Origin of the sequence: Streptomyces caatingaensis (assembly GCF_001187435.1) — a bacterium.
In the GTDB taxonomy this organism is placed as follows: Bacteria; Actinomycetota; Actinomycetes; order Streptomycetales; family Streptomycetaceae; genus Streptomyces; species Streptomyces caatingaensis.
Window position 1 is genome coordinate 87,164 of the sequence record NZ_LFXA01000012.1, and the last position, 16,898, is coordinate 104,061.

The window sequence follows — 16,898 nt, forward strand, 5'->3', positions numbered from 1 at the left end:
TCGGGGCAGCCGCTCGTTTGCGTCAGCCACGTCAAGAAATCCCGAGTTCGTTGTCGATGAACGCGAAGACTTCGTCGTCGGTCGCAGAGTCGATCTTCTCCGCGACCGACACGTCGTCGGCCGCGTCCTGTGTGCTGTTGAGCTTCGCCAGGAAGTCCTTCAGACGGGCCGAGACGCGGGAGCGCGCGGCGTCGTCCTCCGTGATCCCGGAGAGCAGCGTCTCCAGCCGGTCCAGCTCGGCGAACGCCGTGAGCACGGTCGTCCCGCCGTCGTCGGAGCCGAGGAGTTCGGCCCCGAGGTGGGTGGCCAGCGCGGTGGCCGTGGGGTGGTCGAAGACCAGGGTGGCGGGCAGCCGCAGGCCGGTGACCGCGTTGAGGCGGTTGCGGAACTCGACGGCGGTCAGCGAGTCGAAGCCGAGTTCGCCGAACGCCCGCGTCGCCTCGACCTCTTCGCGGCTGTCGTAGCCGAGGACGGCCGCGACCTGGCCGCGCACGAGGTCCAGGAGTTCCTGCCGCCGCCCGTCCTCGTCGAGCCCCCGCAGGCGCCGGACGAGGTCCTCGGCGGCGTCGGCGGTGACGGCGGCCGCGCGCCGGGCCGGCACCCGGACCAGGCCGCGGAGCAGCGCCGGCACCGGCCGGTCCTGCTCGCGGGCCGCGGCCCCGAGGGCGGCCGGGTCGAGCGCGACCGGTACGAGCAGCGGTTCCGCGGCGGTCAGCGCCGCGTCGAACAGCTCGCGGCCCCGGTCGGCGGTGAGGCTGCCCATCCCGGAGCGCGCGATGCGCCGGGTGCCGGCCGCGCCGAGCGTGTCGCCCATGCCGCCCTCCTCGGCCCACAGGCCCCAGGCGAGGGACGTGGCGCGGAGGCCGGCGGCCCGGCGGTGCTGGGCGAGGGCGTCCAGGAACCCGTTGGCGGCCGCGTAGTTGGCCTGGCCCGCGTTGCCGAGGACACCGGCGGCCGAGGAGAACAGCACGAACGCGGACAGGTTCAGGTGCCCGGTCAGCTCGTGCAGGTTCCAGGCCGCGTCGGCCTTCGGGCGCAGGACGGCGTCCAGGCGCTCGGGCGTGAGCGACTCCACGACGCCGTCGTCCAGGACGCCGGCGAGGTGGACGACGCCCGTGAGCGGATGCCCGGCCGGCACCGCCGACAGGAGTTCCGCCAGGGCCTTGCGGTCGGCCGCGTCACAGGCCGCCAGCGTCACCTCGGCACCGGCCGCCGTGAGTTCGGCGCGCAGCGCCTCGGCCCCGGGCGCCTCCGCCCCGCGCCGGCCGGCCAGGATCAGGTGGCGCACGCCGTGCTCCGCCACCAGGTGCCGGGCGAAGAGCGCGCCGAGGCTGCCGGTCGCTCCGGTGAGCAGCACGGTCCCCTCGGCGTCGAACGCCGCGGAGGCACCGCCGGTGTCCGCGGCACCGGTGACGGCCGGGACGCGCGCCAGGCGCGCGGCGTGCACGGCGCCTTCCCGCAGGGCGAGTTGCGGCTCGTCGGTGGCCAGGGCCGCGCCGAGGCGCGTGGCCGACGACGGGTCGCCGTCGAGGTCGACGAGGACGAACCGGCCGGGGTTCTCGGTCTGGGCGGACCGGACCAGGCCCCAGGCGGTGGCCTGGGCCGGGTCGACGGCCTCGGTGCCGCCCCGGACCTCGACCGCGCCCCGTGTCAGCAGGGCCAGGCGGGAGCCGGCGAACCGCTCGTCGGCCAGCCACTCCTGCACCAGGCCGAGCGTCCACGCGGCCACGGCGTGCGCGGCCTCGCCCGTGTCGACCGCGTCGAGCTCCGCCACGGCCGACGGAACGAACACCGCGACGGTGTCCGGCACTTCGTCGATCCCCGCCAGGCCGGTGTACGTCCCAGCGGTGGCGCCGAGTCCGTCCGGCAGCGTCCCCAGGGCCGCGTAGGCGGCGGGCACGGCGGCGGCCGGCAGCGGCAGTTCGGGCCAGTCGATCCGGTACAGCGAGTCCTCGTACTCCCGCCGCGCGCCCTTCAACTGCTCGGCGGAGACGGGGCGTACGGCCAGGGCGTCCACGGACGCGACGGGCGCGCCCGTGCCGTCCGCGATCCGCAGCGAGACCGCGTCACCGTCGGCGGCGGCCAGCCGCACGCGCAACCGCGCGGCGCCGGTCGCGTGCAGGGACACACCGCTCCAGGAGAACGGCAGCACCGCCTGCCCGTCGCCCGCCACCAGGCCGCCGAGGCCGATGGTGTGCAGGGCGGCGTCCAGGAGGGCCGGGTGGAGGCCGAACGCCCCTGTGGCGCCCTCGGTGTTCTCCGTGTCGGTCAGGTCGTCCGGGAAGGCCACCTCGGCGAACACCTCGCCGTCACGGCGCCAGGCCGCCCTGAGCCCCTGGAACACCGGCCCGTAGCCGAGCCCCGTCCGGGCCAGGTCCGCGTACAGGCCGTCGAGGACGACCGGCTCGGCGCCGGCCGGCGGCCACGCCGCCAGGTCGAAGCCGGCTGCCCGCTCCTCCGCGGCCAGCACACCGGTCGCGTGCCGGATCCACGGTTCGTCGTCGGCGGCGTCCTCCCTGCGGGAGTACACCTCCAGCGTCCGGCGCCCGGACTCCTCCGGGGCACCGACGACCGCCTGGACCTGCACCGCCCCCGACTCCGGCAGCACCAGCGGCGCCTCCGTCGTCAGCTCCTCGACCAGCCCGCAGCCGACCTGGTCGCCCGCCCGGATCGCCAGCTCGACGAACGCCGTCCCCGGCAGCAGCACCACATCGGAGAACGAGTGGTCCGCGAGCCACGGGTGGGTGCGCAGGGACAGCCGCCCGGTGAGCAGCAGACCGTCCGAACCGGGCAGCGGCACCGCCGCGCCGAGCAGCGGGTGGTCGGCGGCGACGAGGCCCAGGCCCGCCGCGTCCCCCGCGACCGGAGCGGCCTGCGGCCAGTAGTGACGCTGCTGGAAGGCGTAGGTGGGCAGGTCGACGCGGCGGGCGTGGTGCGGCGCGAAGAACGCCGGCCAGTCGACGGTGACGCCATGGGTGTGGAGCCGGCCGAGGGCTCCGATGAGTGTGCGCTGTTCGTCGCGGTTCTTGCGCAGGGCGGGGACGAACGCCGCGTCGGGTGCGGCGTCAGGGCCCATGGCCGACAGGACGGCGTCGGGGCCGAGTTCGAGGAACGTACGGACGCCGTCGGCCTCCAGCGTGCGGACGGTGTCGGCGAAGCGGACGGCATCGCGGACGTGGTCCACCCAGTAGTCGGGGGATGCCACGTCGCCGTGGACGACGACCGGGGTCGCCGGGGCGGAGAAGGTGAGCCGGGAGACGACGTGCCGGAAGTCCTCCAGCATCGGGTCCATCAGCGGCGAGTGGAACGCGTGCGACACCCGCAGACGCTTGGTCTTCACACCGTCCACGGCCAGGGCCTCGGCGATCTCCCGGACGGCCGACTCGGCACCCGAAATCACCACGGACAGCGGTCCGTTGACGGCCGCGACGCCGACCTCGTTCTCCCGGCCGGCCAGGAGCGGGAGGACCGTCTCCTCGGACGCCTGGACGGAGACCATCGCACCGCCCGTCGGCAGCGCCTGCATCAGACGACCCCGCGCCGCGACCAGACGAGCGGCATCGGCGAGGGACAACACCCCCGCCACATGCGCGGCAGCGATCTCACCCACGGAATGCCCGGCGAGGAAGTCCGGACGGACGCCCCACGACTCCACCAACCGGTAAAGGGCCACCTCGACCGCGAACAGGGCAGCCTGCGTGAACTCCGTACGGTCCAGCGCCTCCCCGTCCTCATCGATCACCTCGACCAGCGAACGCCCCAGGTGGACGTCCAGCTCGGCACAGACCTCCGCGAAGGCGTCGGCGAACGCCGGGAAGGCGGCGCGCAGTTCACGCCCCATCCCGACCCGCTGCGCACCCTGCCCCGTGAACAGCACCGCCAGACGCCCCTCGACCGCCACCGTCCCGGTGACCGCCCCCAGGCCCGCCAGCAACTCCTCACGGCTCGCGCCCGTGACCACCGCGCGGTGGCTCAGCGCCGCCCGGGACGTGGCGAGCGAGAAGGCGACGTCCACCGGGGACAGTTCGGGCCGCTCGGCCACGAACTCCCGCAGTCGCTGGGCCTGCTGCGCCAGCGCGGCGGCCGTTCGGCCGGAGATGACCCACGGCACCGCACCGCCGTCGTGGTCGGCCTCGCGCAGGGGCTCGTCGGCGGACGGCGCCTGTTCCAGGATCACATGGGCGTTCGTGCCGCTGATGCCGAACGACGAGACACCCGCGCGGCGCGGTGCGCCGGTCTCCGGCCAGGCCACGTTCTCGGTGAGCAGGGAGACGGCGCCCGCCTCCCAGTCGACCTGCCGGGACGGCTGTCCGACGTGGAGGGTCTGCGGGAGGATGCCCTCACGCATCGCCATGACCATCTTGATGATGCCCGCGACACCGGCGGCGGCCTGCGTGTGACCGATGTTCGACTTGATCGAGCCGAGCCACAACGGCCGGTCCTCCGGCCGGTCCTGACCGTAGGTGGCCAGCAGCGCCTGCGCCTCGATCGGGTCGCCCAGCGTCGTCCCCGTGCCGTGCGCCTCGACCACGTCCACCTGCGAAGGCGACAGGCCGGCCCCGGCGAGGGCCTGGCGGATGACGCGCTGCTGCGACGGGCCGTTCGGCGCGGTCAGGCCGTTGGAGGCACCGTCCTGGTTGATCGCCGAACCCCGCACCACGGCGAGGACGGGGTGCCCGTTCCGCCGGGCGTCCGACAGCCGCTCGACGAGGATCATGCCGACGCCCTCGGACCAGCCGGTCCCGTCCGCCGCGTCGGCGAAGGACTTGCAGCGGCCGTCGGGGGCGAGGCCGCGCTGACGGCTGAAGCCGACGAAGGTGCCCGGGGTGGCCATGACGGTCACACCGCCGGCCAGCGCCATCTCGCACTCCCCGTCGCGCAGGGCCTGCATCGCCCAGTGCAGGGCGACGAGCGACGAGGAGCAGGCGGTGTCGACGGTGACGGCGGGGCCTTCGAGACCGAAGGAGTAGGCGACGCGGCCCGACGCGATGCTCGCCGAGCTTCCCGTGCCCACGAACCCTTCGGCGCTGTCGATGGCCTGGCCGACGACCTCGGCGTAGTCGTGGTACATCACGCCGGTGAACACGCCCGTCCGGCTGCCGCGCACCGCGTGCGGGTCGATGCCCGCCCGCTCGAACGCCTCCCAGGTGGTCTGGAGAAGCAGGCGCTGCTGCGGGTCCATCGCGACGGCCTCGCGCGGCGAGATGTCGAAGAACGCCGGGTCGAACTCGCCCGCGCCGTGCAGGAATCCGCCCTCACGGGTGTAGGTGGTGCCGTGGTGGTCGGGGTCCGGGTGGTACAGGTTCTCCAGGTCCCAGCCGCGGTTGTCCGGGAAGCGGGTGATGCCGTCGGCGCCGGTGACCACGAGCCGCCACAGGTCCTCGGGCGAGGAGACGCCGCCGGGGTAGCGGCAGGCCATGCCCACGATGGCGATCGGCTCGTCGTCGGCCGGCCTGGTCGCGGCGCTCACTACGGGCGGCGTGTCGCCGCCGAGGAGTTCCGCCGCCAGGAAGCCGGCCAGTGCGGCAGGGTTGGGGTAGTCGAAGACCAGGGTCGCGGGCAGGCGCAGGCCCGTGGCCGCGTTGAGCCGGTTGCGGAGTTCGACGGCCGTGAGGGAGTCGAAACCGGTCTCGCTGAACGCGCGGGCCGGTTCGACAGCGTCCGCGCCGGCGTGCCCGAGCACCGCGGCCACATGGCCGCGGACCAGGTCGAGGAGCGCCCGCTCCCGCTCGGCCGCGCCCAGCCCCGCCAGCCGGCGGGTCAGCGCCTCGGCGGCGGCCGAACCCGAACCGGCGGCGCGCCGGGCCGTCGTGCGCAGGAGCCCGCGCAGCAGGGCGGGCACGGTCTCGGCCGCGGGACGCGCGCCGAACCGGGACGCGTCGAACCGCATCGGCACGAGGGTCGCCGAGCCGTCGGCCACCCCGGCGTCGAGGAGGGCGAGGCCCTCCTCCGCGGTCAGCCCGCCGAGCCCGGCGCGGTCGAGGCGCGTCCGGTCCGCGTCGGCGAGCGCACCGGCCATGCCGGTCCCGTCGGCGCTGTCGGCCCACAGGCCCCAGGCGAGGGACGTGGCGGGGAGGCCGGCCGCTCGGCGGTGTTCCGCGAGGGCGTCCACGTAGGCGTTGGCTGCGGCATAGTTGGCCTGGCCCGCGTTGCCGAAGACACCCGCGGCGGAGGAGAACAGGACGAAGGCCGTGAGGTCCAGGTCCTTGGTCAGCTCGTGCAGGTTCCAGGCCGCCACCGCCTTGGGCCGCAGAACAGCGTCCAGACGCTCCGCAGTCAGCGCTTCCACCACACCGTCGTCCAGCACACCGGCCGCGTGCACGACACCCGTCACCGGATGCTCGGCCAGCAGCGCCGCCAACGCCCCACGGTCGGACACGTCACACGCGGCGACGGCCACCTCCGCACCCAACGCCACCAGCTCTGCCCGCAGTTCAGCAGCACCCGGAGCGTCCAGGCCACGCCGGCTCGTCAGCACCAGACGACGCACACCATGCTCAGCCACCAAGTGACGCGCCACCAGCCCACCCAGACTGCCCGTCGCACCCGTGACCAGCACCGGACCCTCGCCCCACACGGCGGCCCCGTCACCGGAAGCCGCCGCCCGGGTCAGACGCGCCGCGTGGGCCACGCCCTCGCGGAGGGCGAGCTGAGGCTCGTCCAGCGCGGTGACGGAGGCCAGCGCCTCGTACGACGCGTCGGTCCCGTCGACGTCCACCAGGACGAAACGGCCCGGATTCTCCGACTGCGCCGACCGCACCAGACCCCACACGGCAGCCAGAGCCGGATCGGCAACCACGTCACCGTCTCCTGCGGCAACGGCACCCCGCGTCACCAGAACCAGCGTCGACGCGGCGAACCGCTCCTCCGCCAGCCACGACTGCACGAGAACGAGCGCTTCCCGCGCGGCTTCCCGGACGTCGGACCGTTCCGGCAGGAAGGCGAACGCCGCATCCGCCGACTCGACGGACGTCACGTCCGCGTGAGCGACGAAACGATCCGTCGCGTCGGCGGGCACCGCGCCCACCGCCGCCGGAGAGCCCTCCGCCGCCTTCGCGACGGCGGGCAGCGCCGTCCAGGCCACCCGGAACAGCGAGCCGCGCGCACCGGAAAGGTTCCCGGCCGCCATGGGACGGAGCACCAGCGAGCCCACGGAGGCGACCGGCGATCCCTCGGCATCGGCCACGGCGACACGTACGCCGTCGCCGTCGGCACGCGAGACCCTGACCCTCAGCGTCGAGGCACCGGCCGCGTGGAGGACGACGTCGCCGAAGGCGAAGGGAAGACGTACCTCTTCGGCTCGTTCGAGGAAGTTCCCCAGGCCGATGGCGTGCAGTGCCGAGTCGAGCAGGGCGGGGTGCAGGCCGAACGCGCCCGCGTCCACCGCCTCCGGCAGCGCCACGTCGGCGTAGACGTCCTCGCCCAACCGCCACGCCCTGCGCAGCCCTTGGAAGACCGGGCCGTAGGCCATGCCGCCGGCCGCGAGGTCGTCGTACAGGTCCTCCGTGGCGACCGGTTCGGCACCGGCCGGCGGCCAGACGGAGAAGTCGAAGCCGGCGGACGGGGCACTGGCGGTCAGTACACCGGTGGCGTGCCGGGCCCACGGCTCGTCCAGCAAGGCGTCCTCGGCCCGCGAGAACACCTCCACCGAACGGCGCCCGTCCTCGGCCGCCTCTCCCAGCGACACGCGCAGTTGCACACCCCCGCGCTCCGCGAGGGCCAGCGGCACCTCCAGCGTCAGCTCCTCCAGCGCGCCACAGCCGACCTGGTCGCCCGCGCGGATCGCCAGCTCGACGAACGCCGTCCCGGGCAGCAGCACCGCGCCACCAACGGCGTGGTCCGCGAGCCACGGGTGCGTGCTCAGCGACAGCCGGCCGGAGAACAGGAACCCGTCCGAGCCGGGCAGCGCCACGGCAGCACCCAGCAGCGGGTGATCCGTCGCCCCGAGACCCGCCGATGCGACATCTCCCACCGAGGACGCCACATCGTCCAGCCAGTAGCGCTCGCGCTGGAAGGCGTAGGTCGGCAGATCGACGCGGCGGGCCTGGTACGGCGCGAAGAACGCCGACCAGTCGACCGTCACCCCGCGCGTGTGCAGCCGGCCGAGCGCGTCCACGACCGTGCGCTGCTCGTCGCGCCCCTTGCGCAGGGCCGGGACGAACGCGGCGTCGGTGACACACTCCGGACCCATCGCCGACAGGACGGCGTCCGGGCCGAGTTCGAGGAACGTACGGACGCCACGGCCCTCCAGCTCGCCGACGCAGTCCGCGAAGCGGACGGCGTCGCGGACATGGTCCACCCAGTAGTCGGGGGACGTCACGTCACCGTGGACGACCACCGGGACGGTCGGGGCGGAGAAGGTGAGGCCGGAGACGACCTGACGGAAGTCCTCCAGCATCGGGTCCATCAACGGCGAGTGGAACGCGTGCGACACCCGCAGACGCTTCGTCTTCACACCATCGGCCGCCAGGGCCTCGGCGATCTCCACGACGGCCGACTCGACACCCGAAACCACCACGGACGCCGGGCCGTTGACCGCCGCGATACCGACCTCGTCCTCCCGCCCGGCCAGGAGCGGAAGGACCGTCTCCTCCGACGCCTGGACGGAGACCATCGCACCGCCCTCAGGCAACGCCTGCATCAGACGCCCCCGCGCCGCGACCAGACGAGCGGCATCGGCGAGGGACAACACCCCCGCCACATGCGCAGCAGCGATCTCACCCACGGAATGCCCGGCGAGGAAGTCCGGACGGACGCCCCACGACTCCACCAACCGGTAAAGGGCCACCTCGACCGCGAACAGGGCAGCCTGCGTGAACTCCGTACGACCCAGCGCCTCCCCGTCCTCATCGATCACCCCGACCAGCGAACGCCCCAAGTGCCCGTCCAACTCGGCACAGACCTCCGCGAAGGCGTCAGCGAACACCGGGAAGGCAGCACGCAGTTCACGCCCCATCCCGACCCGCTGCGCACCCTGCCCCGTGAACAGCACCGCCAGCTTCCCCTTGACGGCCGCTTCACCCGCGACCGTCCCCAGGCCCGCCAGCAGCTCCTCACGGCTCGCGCCCGACACGACCGCCCGATGCTCCAGCGCGGCACGCGACGACGCCAACGAGAACGCCACATCCACCGGCTCCAGTTCAGGCCGCTCAGCGACGAACTCCCGCAGCCGCACCGCCTGCTGCTCCAGCGCGCCCGCCGACTTCGCCGACAGCACCCACGGCACCACACCCGGAGCCTCACGCCCCTCCGGCTCGCCCTCCACCGCCACCGGCGCCTGCTCAAGGATCACATGCGCATTGGTGCCACTGAAACCGAACGAAGAGACACCGGCCCGACGCGGCGCATCCGCCCCCGGCCACGGCATGGCCTCGGTCAGCAGCTCCACAGCACCCGCCGACCAGTCCACATGCGGCGTCGGCTCATCCACGTGCAGCGTCCGCGGAAGCAACCCCTCCCGCATCGCCATCACCATCTTGATGACACCACCGACACCAGCAGCAGCCTGCGCATGCCCGATGTTCGACTTGAGCGAACCGAGCCACAACGGCCGCCCCTCCGGCCGGTCCTGACCGTAGGTGGCCAGCAACGCCTGCGCCTCGATCGGGTCACCCAGCGTCGTCCCCGTACCATGCGCCTCCACCGCGTCCACATCCGCCGCCACCAGACCCGCACTCTCCAGCGCAGCCCGAATGACACGCTGCTGGGACGGACCATTGGGCGCGGTCAGACCGTTGCTCGCACCGTCCTGGTTGACGGCGCTGCCACGGACGACCGCCAGCACCTGGTGCCCCTTGCGCCGCGCGTCCGACAGCCGCTCGACCACCAGCATGCCGACGCCCTCCGACCAGCCCGTCCCGTCGGCCGCGCCGGCGAACGCCTTGCAGCGGCCGTCGCGGGCCAGGCCCTGCTGCCGGCTGAACTCGACGAAGGTGCCGGGGGTGGCCAGGACGGTGACGCCGCCCGCGAGGGCGAGCGAGCATTCGCCGTTGCGCAGCGCCTGGACGGCGAGGTGCAGGGCGACGAGCGACGACGAGCACGCCGTGTCGACGGTCACCGCCGGGCCCTCCAGGCCGAGGGCGTAGGAGATGCGGCCGGAGAGGACGGCCTGGGAGGTGCCGGTGCCGAGGAAGCCCTCGACCTCCTCCGGGACGCCGGTCAGGCGGGAGCCGTAGTCGTGGTAGGTGACGCCGGCGTAGACGGCGGTGTCGCTGCCGTGCAGGGCGGTGGCGTCGATGCCGGCCCGTTCGATGGCCTCCCAGGTGGTCTCCAGCAGCAGGCGCTGCTGCGGGTCCATGGCGACGGCCTCGCGCGGCGAGATGCCGAAGAAGGCGGCGTCGAAGTGGGCCGCGTCGTAGAGGAATCCGCCCTGGCTGGTGTAGGAGGTGCCGTGGCGGGTGGCGTCGGGGTCGTAGAGGTGGTCGAGGTCCCAGCCGCGGTCCGTGGGGAACTCGGCGACGGCGTCGCCGCCTGCGGCGACCAGGCGCCAGAGGTCCTCGGGGGAGCCGACGCCGCCGGGGAAGCGGCAGGCCATGCCGACGATGGCGATGGGGTCGTCGTCCGGCGCGGGGGATCCGGCGCGGACGGCGGCGCGGGACGCGGCGGGCGCTTCCAGGTCGCCGAGGAGTTCGCCGCGCAGGTGCTCGGCGAGTGCCTTGGGCGTCGGGTAGTCGAAGACGAGGGTGGCGGGCAGGCGCAGTCCGGTGGCGGCGTTGAGCCGGTTGCGGAGTTCGACGGCGGTGAGCGAGTCGAAGCCCAGCTCCTTGAACGCCCGGCCCCCGTCGAGCAGTTCGGTGGTGGCGTGGCCGAGGACGGTGGCCACGTTGGCGCACACGAGGTCCAGCAGGGTCCGCTCGCGCTCGGTGGTGCCGAGGGCGGCGAGACGGTCGCGGAGGGTGTCGGCGGAGCCGGCCGCGGTGGTGTCGACGGCCCGGCGGACGGGGGTGCGGACGAGTCCGCGCAGCAGGGGCGGTACGCCGTCGGGGCCGGCGTTGGCGCGGAGCGCGTCCGTGTCCAGGTGCATGGGGACGAGGACGGGGTCGGCGAGGCGGGTGCCGGTGTCGAGGAGGGCCATGCCCTCGTCGGCGGTGAGGGCGTCGCCGCTGCGGGCGATGCGCTCGATGTCCGTCGTGTCGAGGGCGCCGGTCATGCCGCTGGCGTCGGCCCACAGCCCCCAGGCGAGGGAGGTGGCGGGCAGGCCCAGGCTCCGGCGGTGGTGGGCGAGGGCGTCCACGTAGGCGTTGGCGGCGGCGTAGTTGGCCTGTCCGGGGTTGCCGAAGGTGCCGGCGGCGGACGAGAAGAGGACGAACGCCGACAGGTCCAGGTGCCGGGTGAGTTCGTGGAGGTTCCAGGCGGCGTCGGCCTTCGGGCGCAGGACGGTGTCGACGCGCTCCGGGGTGAGCGACGCGACGACACCGTCGTCCAGCACGCCCGCGACGTGGAACACGCCGGTGAGCGGGTGCCCGTCCGGGACGGCGGCCAGCAGCGCGGCCAGCGCCTCCCGGTCGGCGGCATCGCAGGCCGCCAGCGTCACCTCGGCACCCAACGCCTCCAGCTCCGCGCGGAGTTCGGCCGCACCCGGCGCCTCCGCCCCGCGACGGCTCGTCAGCAGCAGATGACGGACGCCGTGCTCGGTGACCAGGTGCCGGGCCACCAGCGCCCCCAGCGTCCCGGTCGCACCGGTCACCAGCACCGTCCCCTCGGGGTGGCGGCCCTGCGGGATGCGGAGGACCAACTTGCCGGTGTGCCGGGCCTGTCCGAGGTAGCGGAACGCCTCCAGGGCGTCGCGGACGTCCCAGTGGGTCAGCGGCAGGTGCCGGAAGGCGCCGGACTCGAAGAGGTCGATGATCTCCAGGAGCATGTCCTGGATGCGGTCCGGGCCGGCGGCGGTGACGAGGTCGTAGGCGGTGTACGCGACGCCGGGGTGGGCGGCGGCGACCTCGGCCGCGTCACGGATGTCGGTCTTGCCCATCTCCAGGAACCGTCCGCCGTGGGGCAGCAGCCGCAGCGACGCGTCGACGAACTCGCGGGCGAGGGAGTCGAGGACGACGTCCATGCCCTGCCCGCCGGTGGCGGCCAGGAACTCCTGCTCGAAGTCCAGCGTGCGGGAGTTGGCGATGTGCGCGTCGTCCAGCCCGAGCGAGCGGAGCGTGTCCCACTTGCCGGGGCTCGCCGTGCCGTACACCTCGGCGCCCAGGTGCTGCGCCAGTTGCACGGCCGCCATGCCGACCCCGCCGGCCGCCGCGTGGATCAGCACCTTCTCGCCGGAGCGGAGGGAGCCGAGGTCCATCAGGCCGTAGTAGGCCGTGAGGTAGACGACGGGGACGGCGGCGGCCTGGGCGTACGTCCAGGAACCGGGCATCGGGCCGATCATGCGCTGGTCGGCGACGGCCACCGGGCCGAAGGCGTTGCCGAAGAGACCGAAGACGCGGTCTCCGGCCTTGAACCGCCGTACGCCGGGCCCGGTTTCGAGCACGACACCGGCGCCTTCGAGACCGAGGGGGGATTCGCCGGGGTACATGCCGAGGGCGTTGAGGACGTCGCGGAAGTTCAGGCCCGCCGCACGGACCGCGATGCGGACCTGGCCCTCCTCCAGCGGGGCGTCCGCCTCGTCGCCCGGGGCGAAGTAGAGGTTCTCCAGGGTGCCCCGGCCCGAGGTCTCCAGGTGCCAGGCCGTCGCGTCGGCCGGCGGCAGCAGGGCCGGGCGGCCCACGCGGGCCAGCCGGGCGGTGTGCAACGCGCCGGCGCGCAGGGCGAGCTGGGGCTCGTCGGTGGCGAGGGCGGCGGCCAGCGCCTCGTAGGAGGCGGGGTCGTCGTCGAGGTCCACGAGCACGAACCGGTCGGGGTTCTCCGACTGCGCCGAGCGCACCAGGCCCCAGACGGCGGCCTGTGCCGGGTCGGCGGTCTCCTCGGCGCCGACGGCCACCGCGCCCCGGGTCAGCAGGACGAGCCGGGCATCCGCACACCGCTCGTCGCCGAGCCACGTCTGAACGAGGTCCAGCGCGCGGTGGGTTGCGGTGCGCGCCGCGTCGGGGTCGCCGGCGGGCCGGACGTCGCCCGGGGTGGCACCGGCCACGGCGACGAGCGCGGGCACCGGGCCGGCGGCGACGAGTGACGCTAGGTCGGCGTGGTGGGCGGCGGCCAGGCCCGCCCGTCCGGCGAGATCGCCGAGGCCCTGGCCGACGACGGCCCAGGACGCGCCGGGCGTGGCGCCTGCGGGGAGCGGCAGCGTGGGCCAGTCGAGCCGGTAGAGGGACTCGGTGCGGGTGCCGTCGTCGAGCTGCTGCGCCGCCAGGGGGCGCAGCGCGAGCGATGCGACGGAGGCCACGGGGGCGCCGGTCGCGTCGGCGGCCTCGATCGTCACGGAGTCGGCACCGGCCGCGGTGATCCGCACCCGGAGGGCGCCGGCGCCGGTGGCGTGGAGGGTGACCCCGGCCCAGGAGAAGGGCAGATGGGTGCGGCCGGCGTCGGTGGTGAAGGCGCCCAGACCGATGGCGTGCAGGGCGGAGTCGAGCAGGGCGGGGTGGAGGCCGAAGCCGTCGGTGTCCGTGTCCTCGGGCAGGGCGACGTCGGCGAGGATCGCGCCGTCGTGCCGCCACGCGGCGCGCAGGCCGCGGAAGACCGGACCGTAGTCGAGGCCGCCGTCGCCGAGACGCGCGTAGAGGGCCTCGACGGAGTCGACGGGCTCGGCACCGGCCGGGGGCCAGGCGGACAGGTCGAAGGAGGGGGTGGCGGCACCGGCGGCGAGGGTGCCGGTGGCGTGCCGGGTCCACGGCTCGTCGTCGGGGGCGGACTCCGGCCGGGAGAAGACGTTCAGCGGGCGGTGCCCGGTCCCGTCCTCGGCACCGACGGTCAGCTGGAGTTGGACGCCGCCGCTCTCGAGGAGCACGAGAGGCGCCGAGAGGGTGAGGTCGGCGACACGGCCGCAGCCCACCTGGTCCCCCGCGCGGACGGCGAGTTCGAGGAACGCGGTGCCGGGGAGGATGACCGTGCCGGAGACGGTGTGCTCGGCGAGCCACGGGTGGCTGTCGCGGGAGAGGCGTCCGGTGAACAGGAAGCCGCCGGACTCGGGCAGCGGCACGGCCGCGCCCAGCAGCGGGTGACCCACGGCACCGAGGCCCGCCGAGGCGACGTCACCGGTGGCCACGATCGGCTTGGGCCAGTAGCGCTCCCGCTGGAACACGTAGGTGGGCAGGTCGACTTGGGGTGCCTGCGAGGAGGGAACGAGCGCGGTCCAGTCGAGGTCGACGCCGCGGACGTGGGCCTCGGCGAGGGAGGTCAGGAAGCGCTCGACACCGCCCTCGTCGCGCCGCAGCGTGCCCAGCACCACCGCGTCCGTCCCCTCCAGCGTCTCCTGCACCGGGACGGTCAGCACGGGGTGAGCGCTCACCTCGACGAAGGCACCGAAGCCCTGGGACGACAACGCGGTTACGGCGTCGGCGAGTTCGACAGTCTGGCGGAGGTTGCGGTACCAGTAATCGGCGTCCGTGACCGGGCCGGTGAGCCACTCCCCCGTCACCGTCGAGAAGAACGGCACCTCAGGAGCAAGAGGCGTCACCGGGGCCAGAACGTCCAGGATGGCCTCGCGGATCTCCTCCACGGCGGCCGAGTGCGACGCGTAATCCACCGGAATACGACGGGCGCGGATCCCCTGCGCTTCACAGTGGGCCATCAGCTCGTCCAGAGCGCCCACTTCACCGGAGACCACGACCGACGTCGGGCCGTTGACCGCGGCCACCGAGACCCGACCGTCCCACCGGCCGATCAGCTCACGCACCTCCGCCACCGGCAGCGGGACGGACACCATCCCACCCTTGCCCGCCAGCGCCCCGATCGCCCGCGACCGCAACGCCACCACCCGCGCACCGTCTTCAAGCGACAACGCACCCGACACCACCGCAGCCGCGATCTCACCCTGCGAGTGCCCGACCACCGCCGACGGCCGCACCCCGTACGAACGCCACACCTCCGCCAACGACACCATCACAGCCCACAACACCGGCTGCACCACATCCACCCGCTCCAGCCCCGGCGCACCCTCCACACCACGAAGGACACCGGTGAGCGACCAGTCGACAAAGGGCGACAGCGCCTCCTCACACTCCCCCAACCGCTGCGCAAACACCGGGCTTTCGTCCAGCAGCCCCACGGCCATGCCGGCCCACTGCGACCCCTGCCCCGGGAACACGAACACCGTCTTCTCGACGGGGTTGGTGGTGACGCCCGTGACGAGCCCGGGTGCCGGGCGCTCCTCGGCGAGGGCGGTGAGGAGTTCCTCGTGGCGGGTCCGGTCGGTGGCGAGGAGGACGGCCCGGTGTTCGAAGCGGGCGCGGCCGAGGGCCAGGGAGCGGCCGATGTCGGCGGTGGCGAGCTCCGGGTGGTGGCCGAGGTGGTCGAGCAACTGCCGCGCCTGGGCGGCCAGGGCGCGTGCGCCGCGGCCGGAGAGCACCCACGGGACGGGTCCGGTGGGGTCGGTGGCGGGGGCGTCGGGCAGCGCCGGTTCGGGGGCCTGCTCGACGATGACGTGGGCGTTGGTGCCGCTGAAGCCGAAGGAGGAGACGCCCGCGCGGCGCGGCCTGCCGGTTTGCGGCCACTCCAGCGGGGAGTCGAGCAGCCGGACGGCACCGGCGGTCCAGTCGACGTGCGGGGTCGGCTCGTCCACGTGCAGGGTGCGCGGCAGGACGCCCTCGCGGATCGCCATGACCATCTTGATGACGCCGCCGACACCGGCGGCGGCCTGCGTGTGGCCGATGTTGGACTTCAACGAGCCCAGCCACAGGGGCTGTTCCTCCGGCCGGTCCTGGCCGTAGGCGGCGATCAGGGCCTGGGCCTCGATGGGGTCGCCCAGGCGTGTCCCCGTGCCGTGCGCCTCGACCGCGTCGACGTGCTCGGCGGAGAGCCGGGCGCTCGCGAGGGCCTGGCGGATGACGCGCTGCTGGGAGGGGCCGTTGGGGGCGGTCAGGCCGTTGCTCGCGCCGTCCTGGTTGATGGCCGAGCCACGGATGACGGCGAGGACGCGGTGGCCGTTCTCGCGGGCGTCGGAGAGCCGCTCCAGGAGCAGCATGCCGACGCCCTCGGACCAGCCGGTGCCGTCGGCGTCCACGGAGAACGCCTTGCAGCGGCCGTCCTTCGAGAGGCCCTGCTGGCGGCTGAACTCGATGAACGTGCCGGGCGTCGCCATGACGGTGACGCCGCCGGCGAGCGCGAGGGTGCATTCGCGGTTGCGCAGGGCCTGTGCCGCGAGGTGCAGGGCCACGAGCGACGAGGAGCAGGCGGTGTCGACGGTCACCGCCGGGCCTTCGAGGCCGAGGGTGTAGGCGACCCGTCCGGAAGCGACGCTTCCGGACGTTCCGGTGCCCACGAAGCCCTCGTTGTCGGCGTCCTGGCCGACCAGCTCCGCGTAGTCGTGGTACATGACGCCGGCGAAGACGCCGGTCCGGCTCCCGCGCAGGGAGGCCGGGTCGACGCCCGCCCGCTCGAAGGCTTCCCAGGAGGCTTCCAGCAGCAGCCGCTGCTGCGGGTCCATCGCCACGGCCTCCCGCGGCGAGATCCCGAAGAAGGCGGGGTCGAACTCGGTGGCGGCCTCGTGGAGGAAGCCGCCCTCCTTCGTGTACGACGTGCCGGGGGTCCGGGCCTCGGGGTCGTAGAGGCGCTCGATGTCCCAGCCGCGGTCGGCCGGGAACTCCGAGACCGCGTCCCTGCCTTCGGCGACGAGCTGCCAGAGGTCCTCCGGAGACCGTACGCCGCCCGGGTAGCGGCACGCCATGCCGACGATCGCGATCGGTTCGCGCGACGCGGCGGTCAGCGCACGGTTCTGCTCGCGGAGACGTTCCTGCTCCTTGAGCGAAGCACGGAGGGCTTCAAGGACCTTCTCCTGGGAAGCAGCCATCAGAGCCTCA

Annotated in this window: 1 protein-coding gene; it reads right to left on the reverse strand. The window is 74.1% G+C overall.

The annotated features are described in order from the left end of the window. Positions 1-31: 31 nt before the first annotated feature. Positions 32-16,891, reverse strand: coding sequence for an SDR family NAD(P)-dependent oxidoreductase (locus tag AC230_RS19275; protein ID WP_422125608.1), 16,860 nt, complete (start codon positions 16,889-16,891; stop codon positions 32-34). Positions 16,892-16,898: the final 7 nt, after the last annotated feature.